Raw genomic sequence first — 16,468 nt, forward strand, 5'->3', positions numbered from 1 at the left:
AGCGAGTTTTTTTGTTTAGCCTTTAAGTCCGTTATGGGTCGGACGTTGAAGTGGGGCGCAAAAGCGTTTTTGGTTCCTTTTGCGGCTTTGGGCAAAAGGGACGCAAGCAATCTGTGATTGCGCGCAGTAGAAAAGGATGAAAATAAAAGAACGTTTCAACTACTGATTCACATGAATAGCCATCTGGTCGGAAATAAGATCAGATGGTTATCTTTTTTCTGTAAGTTCACATAAAATTATAACATTCTTTAAATACTCTTTTTTGCACAATATTCTATTAATTGCTGAAATCACGTATCTTTGTATCTTTCAGAAATTTTAAGAAAGAGTAGAATGAAATCGATCATGTTTATAATCATATTTTTCCTCTATCTGTTAGTTAATTTTTATGTCTTCCAGCGCATTTGGACGGCTATGCCTCCTGGTGTCATAGGGCGTGTGGCACTGGTGTTGTTTGCCGTTGTAGCCATATCTTCTTTTTTTGTATCGTTCCTTATAGGAGACTCATTACCTGTGGGTCTGACATCATTATTATATAAGGTCGGCACAGCATGGTTTTTTATTCTGATCTACTTTTTTATGATAATGCTGGTCATAGATTTATTCGGATTAACGAATCGTTTATTTCATTTTATGCCGAGTGATGCCATAATCAGATATACGAAGGAAAACTGGATAGGTCTTGGCTTTATCGTAGGTTTTGTAACTTTACTCATGCTATGCGGTTATCTTAAATATCAATGGAAAGTCCGGGTCGATTTACCCGTGAATATTTACAAAACGGTAGGTGATTCAATTTCTTCTAAACCATTGCGTATAGTGGCCGTAAGTGATTTGCATTTGGGCTATGGTATCGGAAAAGGGGAACTCGAAAAATGGATCGACCTCATAAACTCGGAGAACCCCGATATTGTTCTTATAGCAGGAGACATTATAGATAATAGTGTTCGCCCATTGAATGAAGGCAATCTCGCGGAGAGCTTTCATAAAATAAAAGCCCCAATGGGTGTTTATGCATGCCCGGGAAATCATGAATATATCAGTGGGTTGACCGGAAGCCTCGATTTCATAGAAAAAGCGGGAATACATATGCTTCGTGATTCGGTTGCTTTGGTCGATAGCAGTTTTTATGTAATAGGCCGCGACGACAGGTCTAATAAAGGTAGAAGGCCGTTGAAAGATTTAGTTGCCGGTTTGGATAAATCGAAACCTATAATTATGCTCGATCATCAGCCTTATAATTTGGAAGAAACAGAAGCTAATGGTATCGATATCCAGCTTTCAGGGCATACACATCAAGGGCAAATATGGCCAATATCGCTGATTACAAAACAATTGTATGAAAAAGATCATGGCTATATAAAGAAAGGCAATGCCAACATATATGTGAGTTCAGGCATAGGTGTATGGGGTGGTAAATTCCGTATAGGTACACAGTCCGAATATGTTGTGATAGATGTAAATAAAGGGAAATGAGAGTCTTTTTCAATGCGATAATCGTACAGATATTCCTTAGCGCCTATATCTATTGGTTTGGTTGGCAAGGATTACCCGATAAGAGATATCTTAAGATTCTTTATGCGTCGGTTTATATTGCAGAACTCATTATTTATTTCATTGGTTTTTTTACCTCAAAGTATTTATCTTTCGACGCTTTACACGACTTGGCATGGGTCGGCACCACATGGATGCTGTTTACCATATACATGACAGGCATTTTGCTGATTTATGACCTCGTGAAATATTTGAACAAAAAGAAAAACCTGTTTCCCGGAGTTGATTTGAAAACGAAGAAAATTCGGTTAACCTATTTTCTCTTATCTTTGCTTCTTGTCAGCTCTGTAATGGCATACGGTAATTACCGGTTTTGGAATCCTGTCGTCACGGAGATGAATATATCTGTGAATAAAGAATCTCCGGTAAAGAATCTCCGGATAGTCGTGGCTACCGATATTCATGCCGGATATCTCATCGATAAAGATATTGTTTCGATGTATGTAGATAAGATTATGGAACAAAAGCCGGATCTTATATTGCTTGTTGGCGATATTGTCGATTATGATGTGAAATCGTTATACGAACAACGCATGGAAACGGAATTCCTGAGACTGAAAGCACCTTATGGAGTATATGCCTCTACAGGAAATCATGAATATATAGAATTAGGCGAGGCAAAAGATGAAAAAATATTATGGCTTAGCGAAAAAGCAGGACTGACAATGTTGCGTGATACAACTATACTGGTAGCCAATTCTTTTTATATAGCCGGACGTGAGGATGATATGTGTAAAACCAGAAAGAATCTTCCCGATATAATGCAGGGAGTGAACAAGAATCTTCCTGTTATCGTTATGAACCATGAACCTCATAAATTGCACGAAGAGGTAGAGGCCGGCGCTGATATTGCGTTGTACGGGCATACGCATAACGGACAGTTTTTTCCGAACAATGTTATTATGAAATTGTCTTCGATGCTTTATAATACGGGAATAATACCGGAGAATAACAAAGTGAGGTTTATGTACGAGTTGCCTTATGGATACAAAGAAAAAGGAAACACGCATATATATGTGTCTTCAGGTTTGGGACTTGCAGGGCCTCAATTCAGAATAGGAACAATATCGGAAATCGTCGTATTGAATGTAAAGTTTAATTGATTATCTTTAGCTATGCTAAAATCGCTATACATAAAAAATTATGCCCTGATAGACAGTCTCGAGATAGATTTCGGGCCCGGGTTCTCTGTGATTACAGGTGAAACAGGAGCCGGGAAATCTATTATTCTGGGCGCCTTGTCCCTCATTTTAGGTCAAAGGGCAGATATAAAAGCGATAAAACAAGGCGAAAGCAAGTGCGTTATCGAAGGTGCATTTAATGTTTCGGCATATGATCTGAAAGAATTTTGTGAAGAGAAAGGTATAGAATACGATCCGGATAGCTACATTCTCCGGCGCGAGGTTCTATCTACGGGAAAATCACGCGCTTTTATAAACGACTCGCCTGTAGGTCTTAATGATTTGAAAGAATTAGGTGGCCAGTTGATCGATATACATTCACAGCATCAAAATCTATTATTGGCGGATAGCCGTTTTCAGATGCAGGTAGTGGATGCTTTAGCCGGAAATAAGAACTTGTTAAAAGAATACCAACAAGCTTATCATCAGTACAGGTATGCAGAAAAGGCTCTCGAGGATTTGAAAGATCAGGTTCGTAAGAGTAAGGAGGAGGAAGACTACTTGCGTTTTCAACACGATTCTTTGCAGGAGGCCGCTTTACAGGAAGGGGAGCAGGAAGAACTGGAAAGGGAATTAGAAATACTGAATCATGCTGAAGACATAAAAAGCTCTTTGTACAGAGTGCATACCCTTTTGTCCGAAGACGAGAGGGGAATAGTTTCAGGACTGAAAGAAAGCCTGAGTACATCCAGGTCACTGGTCAAGGTATATCAGCGGGCGGAAGAAATATCTCAACGGCTGGAGACCGCATATATAGATATGAAAGATTTGGCTTCTGAAATGGGGCGGCTGGCCGAAGATGTTGAATTTAACCCCGAAAGATTAGCTTTTATTGAAACTCGCCTCGACCTGATTTATACATTGGAGAAGAAATACCATTTGTCGAGTGTTGGAGAATTGTTGAGCTTATATGGCGATCTGGCTCAGAAGTTAGCGAATATAGAATCCTCCGATCAGCAGGTAGAGATTTTAGAAAAAGAGGTTCAAACAAAATATGAGAAAATGATTGGCCTGGCTAAGATTCTGGCAGACAGGCGTATGTCTGTTTCCGGGAAAATGGAAACAGAACTGGAACAGAAAGCCTCTTATCTGGGTATGCCTAATATACGTTTTAAATGTGATGTTATTGCCGGAGATAGCCCCGATATATATGGCATGGACAGCATTCAGTTCCAATTTTCTGCGAATAAGAATGTCCCATTGCAACCTGTGGCGAATATTGCATCCGGAGGTGAAATATCGAGGATAATGCTCTGTCTTAAATCGATGATAGCAGGAGCAACGGCTCTGCCAACAATTATATTTGACGAGATCGATACGGGAGTTTCGGGAGAAATAGCAGATAAAATGGGGCAGGTGATGCTTGAGTTTGGTCAGAATATGCAAGTGATTGCTATAACCCATCTTCCACAAATCGCCGCGAAGGGTAAGGCACATTATAAAGTTTATAAGTCGGACGATAGTAATGATTCTACGACTACTAAATTGGCTATGCTGTCAGACAAAGACCGTCTGGATGAGATTGCCCGTATGCTTAGCGGATCTGTTGTTACAGAGGCTGCAATACAGAATGCTAAAGTAATGTTGGGAACGAAAATGTAAAATATGGAACCTATTCTTTTTCTTAATCTGCAACGAGAGAACGGACGATATGCTTCTGAGTTTAAAGGGGCAGTATCACGTGTTATCGATTCCGGATGGTATATATTGGGAGAAGAAAAGGAGAAGTTTGAAAAAGAGTTCGCTGCTTATTGTGGCACTACCCATTGTATAGGTGTTGGGAATGGACTTGATGCTATTCGTCTCATTTTGATGGGATATATGGTGCAGGGCGTTATGCAAGAGGGAGATGAAATAATTGTTCCTGCAAATTCTTTCATCGCGACAGCTTTGGCAGTTTCCCAATGCGGACTTAAACCGATATTTGTCGATTGTGACATACATACATACAACATAGATCCCACCTTGATTCTTAAAAAAGTAAGCTCCAAAACGAAAGCTATTATTGCTGTTCATTTATATGGACAAGTAGCGATAATGGATGAGTTGAGAGTAATAGCCAGGCAATATGATCTGAAATTAATAGAGGATGCAGCTCAGGCACATGGCGCTATCTATGAAGGGAAAAAAGCCGGTAGTCTGGCGGATGCCGCTGCTTTTAGTTTCTATCCTGTGAAAAACCTTGGGGCACTCGGTGACGCGGGAGCTATTACAACAAATGATGATAATTTGTCGGAAATAGTGAGAGCCCTTTCAAATTACGGATCGGATGATAAATATATTCATAAATATAAAGGGTTGAACTCTCGTCTCGATGAGATACAAGCAGCAATATTATCAGTCCGTTTGAGATACTTGGATCAAGATAACAGGAGAAGGATAGAAATAGCCCGTTACTACTCGGAAAATATAAAGAACCCACAGATTATCTTACCCGTAGTGGATAATGCGGAAAGCCATGTTTTCCATCAGTATGTTATACGTTCTTCGCGACGAGACAGACTTCGCCGATATTTGTTGGATAAGGGTATTCATACTCAGATTCATTATCCGCTGTCAATACATAAACAAGAGGCATATTCAAAATTGAAAAATATAGTTATACCGATTGCAGAATGCTTGCAGGAAGAAGTCTTAAGCTTGCCTTTGTATCCATCCTTAAAAAGCGAAGAGATACATCGGATCGTTGAGGCGCTCAATCAATTCTCATGATTCTTCATAAAAAAGATAAAAAAACACGGAATCTCAGTGTTAAAAAAACTAATTGAATAATATTTATTATATATTTGCAGTTCAAAGTAAGTAGTGATATTGAAAGGATCTCAAAGTATTAAAAACACAAAATTTTTTGTAGTAGAATGACACTAATCCCCTTAACTTCCATTTCGCCTATAGATGGACGTTATCGAAGTAAAACGGAGAAACTGGCTGATTATTTTTCGGAATATGCTCTTATCAAATATCGTGTATTAGTTGAAGTGGAGTATTTTATTTCATTGTGCGAATTGCCTCTCCCTCAATTGAAAAATATAGATCAGGCTGTATGTCGGAATCTGAAAAGAATTGTGAGCGATTTTTCAGTAGAAGATGCTTTGCGTATAAAGGAAACAGAGAAGGTGACAAACCATGACGTAAAAGCAGTTGAATATTTTTTGAAGGAAAAATTCGACGAGCTTGGTTTACACGAATATAAAGAGTTTATACACTTTGGGTTAACCTCTCAGGATATAAATAATACCTCGATACCTCTTTCGTTGAAAGATGCTTTGAACGAGGTATATTATCCTTTACTGGAAGAATTGACAGGTAAGCTGAAAGCACAGGCTAACTTGTGGGCGGATGTAGCTATGTTGGCGAAAACACATGGGCAACCTGCGTCGCCTACCCGTCTGGGAAAAGAAATAATGGTTTTTGCCAGCCGTTTGGAAGGACAATTGCAACTATTGAAATCAATACCTCTTTCCGCTAAGTTCGGGGGAGCAACAGGAAATTATAATGCGCATAATATCGCTTATCCTTCTTATGATTGGAAAGCTTTTGGTAATAAATTTGTATCAGAAAAGCTTGGCTTGGTAAGAGAAGAATGGACTACGCAAATATCAAACTATGATAATTTGGCGGCAATATTCGATGCATTGAAGCGGATAGATACTATAATGATCGACCTTAACAGGGACTTTTGGCAGTATATTTCAATGGAATATTTTAAACAGAGGATCAAAGAAGGTGAAATTGGATCTTCGGCTATGCCACATAAAGTAAACCCCATTGATTTCGAAAATGCAGAAGGAAATCTGGGTATGGCGAATGCTATTTTGGAACATCTTGCGGCGAAGCTGCCTATTTCCAGGTTGCAGCGCGATTTGACCGATTCTACTGTTTTGCGTAACATTGGCGTGCCTGTCGGACATATAGTAATAGCTATTCAAAGCACATTAAAAGGATTAGATAAATTGTTATTAAATAAAGAAGCCTTATTTAAGGATCTGGAAAACTGTTGGGCTGTAGTAGCCGAAGGTATTCAGACTGTTTTACGTCGCGAAGGGTATCCAAAACCTTACGAAGCCTTAAAGGCGCTTACGCGTACCAATAATGCTATTACAGCAGAATCCATTTCGGTTTTTATTGAAGGATTAGATGTGAGCGACACTGTGAAAAACGAGTTAAAGAAAATTACGCCTCATACTTATACAGGTGTGTAATCTGCAAGTAGCCGAGAGGTTATATTAAATTTTAAAAATGTATATTTTAAAAACAAGGGAAAACAATGGTGACAGACAAAGGTAATGATAGAGAAGGCCGGGATGGTTACTCTTCATCAGAAGACAATTCGAACGAGCCTGTAAAAAAGAAACGTACCCGTGTAGGGGATTTGCGTAAACAGACTTATGATGTAGACCAAGGGGCGAGAGAGCGTAATCCGTACAAAGCGGATGGCGACAGACAAGGTGGTTCTTATGGTTCCGAACGTACCCCAAGATCGTACGACAGAAACGATAATAGTGAACGCCGCTCTTACAATAACAATCAGAGTAGACCTTCAGGTAATCGAGGTGGTTATTCCGACAACAGAAGCGGTGGCTACAACTCTGATAACAGAAGCGGTGGTTATTCTGATAATAGAGGTGGAGGATATTCCGATAACAGAGGCGGAGGTTACTCCGACAACAGAGGCGGCGGATATTCAAATAACCGTGGCGGAAACAGCCCTCGTGGAAACTCCTATGGAAATAGAGGGAACGATAATTGGCGACCATCAAATAATAATAATAGAGGCGGCGGAGTCTATAGTAAGCCAAGCGGAATAAAGAGATTGGTAAAACCGGTAAAATATAAAGAAAATATTGATCCGAATACACCTTTGCGATTGAACAAATATTTGGCAAACGCAGGTGTTTGCTCGCGTCGTGAGGCCGATGCATACATTACATCGGGTGTTGTAAAGGTTAATGGAGAAGTTGTTGATCAACTGGGTGCTAAAGTAACTCGTGGAGATTTGGTTACTTTTCAAGATCAACCGGTTCGTCTTGAGAGCAAAGTATATGTACTGCTGAACAAACCGAAGAACTGTGTAACAACTTCGGACGATCCGCAGAATCGTTTGACAGTGATGGATTTAGTGAAGAATGCCTGTCCGGAGCGCATCTATCCGGTAGGTCGCTTAGATAGAAATACAACAGGAGTTCTTCTTCTTACAAACGATGGAGACTTGGCTTCAAAACTGATGCATCCTAAATTTAAGAAGAAAAAAATATATCAGGTGACACTAGACCGCGACGTAACTATCGAAGATATGCAGGCTATTGCTGATGGTATTGATCTGGATGACGGAGAAATACATGCAGACTCTATTGCATACCAGTCCGAAGATACGCTGAATGTCGTAGGAATTGAAATACACTCGGGTCGTAACCGTATTGTTCGCCGCATATTTGAGAAACTAGGCTATCAGGTTATGAAACTAGACCGCGTTTATTTTGCCGGACTTACAAAGAAGAATGTCGTCAGAGGCAAATGGCGTTATCTATCAGAAAAAGAGGTAAATATGCTTCGTATGGGAGCGTTTGAATAAATAAGAAGATTAATAATTACTAATAGAAAATGGAGACTATTCGTAGAACGAAAATTGTAGATTTGTTTCAAAGGAAAGATTTTGGAACTACCGTTGATGTGAAAGGATGGGTACGTACTATCCGGGGTAATAAATATGTGAACTTTATTCACCTTAATGACGGGTCTACAATTCATAATCTTCAGATCGTTGCTGATGTCGAAAAATTCGGTGATGATCTTTTTAAACCTATAACTACAGGAGCTTGTATCCATGTGACAGGGAAATTAGTGGAGTCACAAGGAAAAGGACAAAGTGTGGAGATTCAGGCTGATAGTATAGAAGTATATGGAACAGCCGATCCGGAGACTTATCCTTTACAGAAGAAAGGCCATTCGCTTGAGTTTCTTCGCGATATAGCCTATTTGCGTCCACGGACAAACACTTTTGGAGCTATATTCCGTATTCGTCATCATATGGCTTATGCTATTCACAAGTATTTTAACGATAGAGGTTTCTATTATTTCCATACACCGATCGTTACAGCATCCGATGCAGAAGGGGCGGGCTCTATGTTTCAGGTTACAACGTTGGACTTTAACAATACTCCTCGCACTGATGCCGGACAAATTGATTATTCGGAAGACTTCTTTGGGCGTCAGACGAATTTGACGGTTTCCGGTCAGCTTGAAGGTGAACTTGGAGCGATGGCTCTTGGCGCAATCTATACTTTCGGGCCTACGTTTCGTGCCGAAAACTCGAATACCCCTCGCCACTTAGCCGAATTTTGGATGATAGAACCTGAGGTTGCTTTCTATGATATTCATGATAATATGGATTTGGCGGAAGACTTCTTAAAATATCTGATCAGTTATGCGTTAGAGCATTGTAAAGATGATATTGAATTCTTGGCGGAACATTTCGATAAGGAATTGGTAGATCGTTTAAACTTTGTTATTGCTAATGATTTTGTGCGCCTGACTTATACGGAAGGTGTGGAGATATTGGAAAAGAGCGGTCATAAATTTGAATTCCCGGTTTACTGGGGTGCCGATTTGCAATCTGAACACGAACGCTATCTGGTAGAGAAACATTTTAAACGTCCTGTTATCCTGACCGATTATCCGAAAGAGATAAAATCATTCTATATGAAACAGAATGAAGATGGAAAGACGGTACGGGGTATGGATGTTCTTTTCCCTAAGATTGGCGAAATTATCGGAGGTTCGGAGCGTGAAGCTGATTATGACAAATTGGTTCAACGGACAAAAGAGTTGAACATGAACACAGATCCTATTTGGTGGTATATAGATACCCGCCGGTTTGGTACAGCTCCGCATGCCGGTTTTGGACTTGGATTTGAGCGTCTCATTTTGTTCATTACAGGTATGGCGAATATACGTGATGTAATACCATTCCCGCGTACGCCGAATAACGCGGAATTTTAATATTCAGAAAAACTATATAGAAAGCAGCAGGATTCGTTCCTGCTGCTTTTTTGTTTCTATTGTTATAACAGGACTGAGACTCTTGCTGTCGCAGCGTAGTTAAATCCGAATAGGCGAGGAGTATTTTATCTATAGATGTAGTAATAATTTGATAATTTGAAAATTAGCGAATTTGAAAATGAGTGTGGAGTTTGTTACTTTTTAGTTAAAAAGTTACGAGTAGACGAGATACGAGGTACGAGTTGTTGACTGCTAACTACTAACTACTGACTACTGCTAACTGTAGAAGTTTGTTACTTTTTAGTTAAACAGTTACGAGTAGACGAGATACGAGGTACAAGTTGTTGACTGTTGACTGTCGCACGTCATTGCGAGGGTTCGCCCGAAGCAATCCATTAATAATCAATACTCTGGATTGCTTCACTCCGTTCGCAATGACGAAAAGGTCGACTGTTTACTGTTGACTGTTGACTACTGAGTGTGGAGTTTGCATAGTACATGACAAAAAATATTACAAAATCTTATATTGCCCTTACAGGGCGCGGTTTCAGGGGATTTCGTTTTCCCACCCAAGGCGTTGCCATTGGGCTATATTATGTAGCCCCTTCAGGGCATCAAGGAAAGAAACAGGCTGAAAGCCTGATATATTCCAGCCCGGGGTAACACCCCGGAGAGATGACAACCGAAGGAAGTGTGCCCTGTAAGGGCAACATAATAAGCCTTTTAAATATATATAAAATATTTTTTGTCATGTACTATGGGAAAATGTTACATTTTAGTTAAAATAGGTACAGATTATTATGTATTGTCGCATATGTTTTTTCCGGTTTGTCATGCTGACGACAGGAAGCATCTCCTGTCTCTCGGGGATCGGGATCCTTCCCTGCGGTCAGGATGACAAAGAGGGTAGCCGCGCGAGCAAGGGTTATCGGCTAACAGCTAAAAAATAACTGTCGAAGTTTGTTACTTTTTAGTTAAAAGGAGGAAGGAGTTAAAAAGTGATGAGTTTTAAGTTTTAAGTTCTGAGCGCTCACTACTGACTACTAACTACTGACTACTAACTACTGACTACTGACTATAGAAGTTTGTTACATTTTAGTTAAAATTAAAGATTGGAATTTGTATCTTTGCAACATCTAGTAACCTTGTCAAAAAAAGCAATCTATATGCAGTTAATCGATGGAAAAGCCATATCGGCACAGATAAAAAAAGAAATCGCAGAGGAAGTTTCCCGGATAAAAGCAGCCGGAGGAAAAACTCCACATCTGGCAGCAGTACTTGTTGGGCACGATGGAGGAAGTGAAACCTATGTTGCCAGCAAAGTACGCGCCTGCGAAGAGGTTGGGTTTAAGTCATCGCTTATAAGATTTGAAAGCACAGTAAGTGAAGAAGAGTTGCTGGCCTGTGTAGATAAGTTGAACAAGGATGCCGATGTGGATGGCTTTATCGTACAATTACCTTTACCAAAGCATATATCAGAGCAAAAAGTAATTGAAGCTATCGACTACCGTAAAGATGTAGACGGTTTTCATCCTATCAATGTGGGACGTATGTCTATCGGGCTACCCTGTTTTGTTTCAGCGACGCCTGCCGGCATATTAGAATTACTAAAAAGATATGAAATAGCTACGCAAGGCAAACACTGTGTCGTACTAGGGCGCAGTAATATTGTAGGGAAGCCTGTAGCCAGCCTGATGATGCAAAAAGGCTATCCCGGTGACGCGACTGTAACTGTTTGCCATAGCCGGACACCCAATATAAAAGAAGTATGTTTGAGTGCCGACATTATAATTGCAGCATTAGGTGTACCGGAATTCCTTAAAGGCGAGATGGTCAAAGAAGGAGTGGTTATCATAGATGTAGGCACTACCCGTGTACCATCTACCGAAACCAAGTCAGGTTTCAAGTTGAAAGGCGATGTTGCTTTCGACGAAGTAGCTCCAAAAGCATCCTACATTACTCCTGTTCCGGGAGGAGTAGGGCCTATGACTATTATTTCTCTGATGAGAAATACGCTGTTAGCAGGAAAAAAAGAAATATATAAGTGATTGTCAATCAGTAGTTAAAGTAGTTAGGAGTTAAGAAAACTATTTATTTCTTCTAACTACTTGACTCCTTCAACTACTGATTCGCATAAGTATCACTAAAACATCGTGCAGTTAATCGGTTTTAATTGTTTGAAGAAGTCATTTCCCTTATCATCAACCAAAATAAACGCAGGGAAGTCTACCACTTCGATCTTCCAGATTGCTTCCATTCCAAGTTCAGGGTATTCCAGGCATTCCAGGCTCTTGATACTGTCTTGGGCAAGAATCGCGGCAGGGCCTCCGATGCTACCCAGATAAAATCCTCCATGTTTATGGCATGCGTCTGTCACTTGTTGACTGCGGTTCCCTTTTGCTATCATAATCAAGCTACCTCCTTGCGATTGGAATGAGTCGACGTAGGAATCCATGCGTCCGGCAGTTGTAGGCCCCATCGAGCCACTTGCGTATCCTTTAGGAGTTTTTGCCGGTCCAGCGTAATAAATAGGATGATCTTTTATGTATTGAGGAAGACCTTCACCATTGTCAATACGTTCTTGCAATTTTGCGTGTGCAATATCACGCCCTACAATAATAGTTCCGGTAAGTGATAAGCGTGTAGATACCGGATATTTAGTAAGTTCAGCCAGAATTTCCTTCATTGGGCGATTCAGGTCTATTTTCACTCCGCCTGCTTCACCTGCATTTTGTAGTTCAGCGGGGATCAGGCGAGCCGGATTATTTTCCATCTTTTCCAGCCAAATGCCATCTTTATTAATCTTGCCTTTTATGTTGCGGTCGGCTGAACATGATACGCCCATACCTACCGGGCATGAGGCCCCATGGCGAGGTAAGCGTACAACACGAATGTCATGGGCAAAGAACTTACCTCCGAATTGAGCTCCAAGTCCAAGATCATAAGCGGCCTTTAACAGGCTGCGTTCCATTTCTATATCACGGAAAGCGCGTCCTCCTTCATTTCCTGAAGTTGGTAAATTGTCATAATATTTTGTAGATGCCAATTTGACGGTTTTCAGGTTCGTTTCGGCAGATGTGCCTCCAATAACGAATGCAATATGATACGGCGGACAGGCGGCTGTTCCTAACGATTTCATCTTGTCGATGAGGAAAGACTCCAGTTTTCCGGGAGTAAGCAATGCTTTGGTTTCCTGATATAAATACGTTTTGTTTGCAGAACCTCCTCCTTTGGCAACGAACAAAAACTTGTACTCATTTCCGTTCACAGCATAAAGATCTATTTGCGCAGGAAGATTTGTTCCTGTATTCACTTCCTTATACATATCCAACGGTGCGTTCTGAGAATACCTCAAATTGTCTTCAGTAAATGTGTTGTATACCCCTTTCGACAAGGCTTCTTCATCGTTCCCTCCTGTCCATACATTCTGGCCTTTTTTGCCCATAATAATGGCTGTACCTGTATCCTGGCAGAATGGCAGTATCCCTTTTGCCGATATTTCCGAATTCCGCAGAAATGTAAGAGCTACAAATTTATCATTATCGCTGGCCTCAGGATCGGATAAGATCTTAGCAACTTGTTCCTGATGCTCGGGGCGCAGGAGGAATTCTACATTGTGAAACGCATGTTGTGCTAATAAAGTAAGCGCTTCGGGTTGCACTTTTAAAATTTCCTGACCTTCAAAATTTGACGTAGATATAAATTCTTTTGACAAAAGATAATACTCGGTCGTATCCTTTCCCAAAGGAAAAGTTTCCTGATACTTGAATGGAGGTGTTGGCATGATTTTATTTTTATAGTTGATATTTTATAATACAAAGATACGATATACCAGCGGATTAATAAAATTTAATAACATCCTATTTCCAACCAGTGTATAACATATTCGTTTGCATTGGTTTTCCGAAGGGGAAAAAGCAGGAAAAGGCGCTTTTAAGCCATACTTCCGTTACCAAATCGTTACCCCAGCCATTCCGAAATATAGTTAACATTCTGTTGCAAATTGATTACACTTTATTTATTTGTGTTCAGGTAGAACAACACCTTTAGTTCCAGTTTCATAGGCTCATTTTTTTACTATTAAGTTATAGATCAATGAGCTACAGGATACTATGAAAACAGGGCTGAACAGGGAGGGAAAGCCACCGGCTAAATTTGATTGCCAGAGGGAAGGCTATCCTGCCATTTCCCTTTGCAGATCCGGTTGTTTTGCTACCTTTGGCAGTGGATTTCACTGTTCAAAAAAGGTAACGGACTGGTAACGGAAGTATGGCTTAAAAGCGCCTTTTCCTGCTTTTTCCCCTTCGGAAAACCAATGCAAACAAATATGTTATACACTGGTTGGAAATAGGATGTTATTAAATTTTATTAATCCACTGGTATATCGTATCTTTGTTACCTTATTCAATTCATTTTCTTTTAATTAAATCGATACTATTTGTATGAGAAAATTATTTTTAATTCTTAGTCTACTAATTATGGTTTATTCTTGTAACACTACAAGCAATAAGGTCGAAGAAAATCCTTTTTTCTCCGAGTTTAATACACCTGATGGTGTGCCCCCTTTCGATAAAATATCAGCCGGGCATTATTTGCCTGCTTTCGAGGAAGGAATGAAACGTCATTCAGCTGAAATAGATTCTATAGTTAATAATTCCGAAGCTCCTACCTTCGAAAATACTATCGTAGCATTGGATCATGCCGGAAGAATGCTTAGCCGTGTGAGCGCGACATTCTCTGTTATGACAGGAACAATGTCAGATACAATTTATGAAAAAATAGATAAGGAGATCGCACCTAAACTAACTGCCCATTACGATAACATCAGCCTTAATCAAAAACTTTTTGACAGGATTAAAGTTATCCGCGATGATACTGTTAATGTAGCCAAGTTGACTACTGAACAAAAAATGCTGTTGGATAAAACGTATAAGGGGTTTGTGCGTTCGGGTATACTTTTAGATGCTGAAAAGCAAGCCCGTTTACGCGAAATCAATAAAGAGCTGAGCGATGCTACTTTAAGCTTCGGCCAGAATGTGATGAAAGAAACAGATAGTTATCAGTTGGTAATAGATAAGAAAGAAGACCTTGCGGGTTTACCGGAAGACGTTATCGCTGCCGCGGCTAAATTGGCAGAGAAAAAAGATCTTACAGGCAAATGGGTATTCGGCTTAAGCAAACCTAGCTGGGAACCATTCTTGCAGTACGCGGATAACCGTTCGCTTCGCGAAAAGCTCTATAAAGCAATGTATATGCGTGCAAACAATGGAGGAGAATTTGATAACAAAGAAAACATAAAGAAGATTGTCAGTCTTCGTCAGGAAAAAGCAAGCTTACTGGGATATAAATCCCATGCGGACTATGTTCTGGAAGAAACTATGGCTAAAACTCCGGAAAATGTAATGAGTTTTTTAGATGGTATCTGGAAATACGCTTTACCTCAAGCTAAACAGGAAGAAGCCGAACTGCAAGCCATAGCTAAAAAAGAAGGACAAAATATAAAAATAGAGCCTTGGGACTGGTGGTATTATGCTGAAAAAGTGCGTAAAGAGAAATATGCATTGAATGAAGATGAAATCAAACCATATTTCAAAGCCGGTAATGTGCGCGAAGGTGTTTTTGCTGTAGCAAACAAACTTTATGGCATCTCGTTTAAAGAAAGAACAGATATTCCCGTATATCAGGAAGATGTGAAAGCTTATGAAGTAAGCGATGCGGACGGTTCCAAAATCGGTCTTATTTATTTTGATGATTTTGCCCGCCAAGGGAAACGTCCGGGAGCCTGGATGAGCAGTTTCCGAAAACAAGAAGTGTTTAACGGAACTCCTGTTCAGCCACTTATCTATAATGTAGGTAATTACAATCCTCCAACAGAAGGAAAACCTGCTTTGCTGACATTGGATCAGGTAGAAACAATGTTTCACGAATTTGGACATGGATTACATGGATTATTGTCAAAATGTAATTACTATGGACTTTCAGGAACTTCTGTTTCGCGTGACTTTGTGGAACTTCCTTCTCAGGTAATGGAGCATTGGGCTTTTGAACCGGAAGTATTGAAAATGTATGCGAAGCATTACGAAAGCGGAGAAGTAATTCCTGACGAACTGATTCAAAAGATACAAAATGCATCTAAGTTCAACCAAGGATTTATAACAACAGAGCTTGTTGCTGCTGCTATTCTGGATATGAAGTGGTATACTAAAACCGCATCGCCTAATTTTTCTTCTAAGAACACTGAAGGATTAAAGGGTCTTGATGTTAATAAATTCGAATCGGATGCAATGAATGAAATAGGATTAATATCCTCTATCATACCCAGATATAAGAGTACTTATTTCCAACACATATTCAGCGGAGGATATTCTTCAGGATATTACAGCTACCTATGGTCGGAAGTTTTAGATTCTGATGCATTCCAGGCATTTGTAGAGAAAGGCAATATCTTCGATCAGGAAACCGCTAAGGCTTTCCGTGAAAATGTCTTGTCGAAAGGTGGATCTGATGAGCCGATGGTACTTTACAAGAAATTCAGAGGGGCAGAGCCAAACCCTGCTTATTTGTTGAAGAACAGGGGTTTTATTAAATAATTGTGATTTGTATTTCAAGTGACTTTGTTGCAACGGCAGTCAATCTGGTATTTTTCTTCACTATCGTAGCAAGTAAAATTAACTCACTTTGTAAGCATCGGGCATACCAATCCCGATGAATTTATTTAATGTCAAACATTTGAG

Annotated in this window: 11 protein-coding genes; 10 read left to right on the top strand and 1 reads right to left on the bottom strand. The window is 40.0% G+C overall.

Translation table 11 applies throughout. The annotated features are described in order from the left end of the window. Positions 1 to 333: 333 nt before the first annotated feature. The 9 genes from ACYPZI_RS14005 (at position 334) to folD (ending at position 11,782) form a co-directional block, all read left to right on the top strand. On the top strand, positions 334 to 1,476 hold the full coding sequence (locus ACYPZI_RS14005) for a metallophosphoesterase (RefSeq protein ID WP_459602655.1): 1,143 nt from the start codon (positions 334 to 336) through the stop codon (positions 1,474 to 1,476). After that, positions 1,473 to 2,657 (top strand): metallophosphoesterase, encoded by a 1,185-nt coding sequence (locus ACYPZI_RS14010; protein ID WP_459602657.1) that lies wholly within the window; start codon positions 1,473 to 1,475, stop codon positions 2,655 to 2,657. The genes ACYPZI_RS14005 and ACYPZI_RS14010 overlap by 4 nt, the downstream gene beginning before the upstream one ends. 12 nt (positions 2,658 to 2,669) lie before the next feature. Then, on the top strand, positions 2,670 to 4,337 hold the full coding sequence (recN, locus tag ACYPZI_RS14015) for a DNA repair protein RecN (RefSeq protein WP_459602659.1): 1,668 nt from the start codon (positions 2,670 to 2,672) through the stop codon (positions 4,335 to 4,337). 3 nt (positions 4,338 to 4,340) lie between these two features. Then, positions 4,341 to 5,447: a DegT/DnrJ/EryC1/StrS family aminotransferase gene (locus tag ACYPZI_RS14020; RefSeq protein ID WP_459602661.1), complete on the top strand. Its 1,107-nt coding sequence runs from the start codon at positions 4,341 to 4,343 to the stop codon at positions 5,445 to 5,447. Positions 5,448 to 5,593: 146 nt separating this feature from the next. Beyond that, positions 5,594 to 6,937, top strand: a complete 1,344-nt coding sequence (gene purB, locus ACYPZI_RS14025) for an adenylosuccinate lyase (RefSeq protein WP_459602663.1) — start codon at positions 5,594 to 5,596, stop codon at positions 6,935 to 6,937. A gap of 65 nt (positions 6,938 to 7,002) precedes the next feature. Beyond that, positions 7,003 to 8,307 (top strand): pseudouridine synthase, encoded by a 1,305-nt coding sequence (locus ACYPZI_RS14030; protein WP_459602665.1) that lies wholly within the window; start codon positions 7,003 to 7,005, stop codon positions 8,305 to 8,307. 29 nt (positions 8,308 to 8,336) lie between these two features. Next, positions 8,337 to 9,734 carry an asparagine--tRNA ligase gene (gene asnS, locus ACYPZI_RS14035; protein WP_459602667.1) on the top strand — a complete coding sequence of 466 codons (1,398 nt, stop codon included), beginning with the start codon at positions 8,337 to 8,339 and terminating at the stop codon, positions 9,732 to 9,734. 498 nt (positions 9,735 to 10,232) lie between these two features. Then, complete coding sequence (locus ACYPZI_RS14040; RefSeq protein ID WP_459598102.1) at positions 10,233 to 10,397, top strand: hypothetical protein; 165 nt, start codon at positions 10,233 to 10,235, stop codon at positions 10,395 to 10,397. A gap of 503 nt (positions 10,398 to 10,900) precedes the next feature. Beyond that, a complete protein-coding gene (gene folD, locus ACYPZI_RS14045; protein ID WP_459602669.1) occupies positions 10,901 to 11,782 on the top strand; it encodes a bifunctional methylenetetrahydrofolate dehydrogenase/methenyltetrahydrofolate cyclohydrolase FolD in 882 nt (293 codons plus the stop codon). 95 nt (positions 11,783 to 11,877) lie between these two features. Here folD and ACYPZI_RS14050 read toward each other — a convergent pair whose 3' ends face one another. Continuing rightward, positions 11,878 to 13,518 carry a fumarate hydratase gene (locus ACYPZI_RS14050; RefSeq protein WP_459602671.1) on the bottom strand — a complete coding sequence of 547 codons (1,641 nt, stop codon included), beginning with the start codon at positions 13,516 to 13,518 and terminating at the stop codon, positions 11,878 to 11,880. Positions 13,519 to 14,176: 658 nt separating this feature from the next. Between ACYPZI_RS14050 and ACYPZI_RS14055 the strand changes: the two genes are divergently transcribed. Continuing rightward, entirely contained in the window at positions 14,177 to 16,324 is a 2,148-nt protein-coding gene (locus ACYPZI_RS14055) for a M3 family metallopeptidase (RefSeq protein ID WP_459602673.1), read from the top strand. The last annotated feature ends 144 nt before the right edge of the window (positions 16,325 to 16,468 follow it).

It is taken from the genome of Dysgonomonas reticulitermitis (assembly GCF_054601275.1).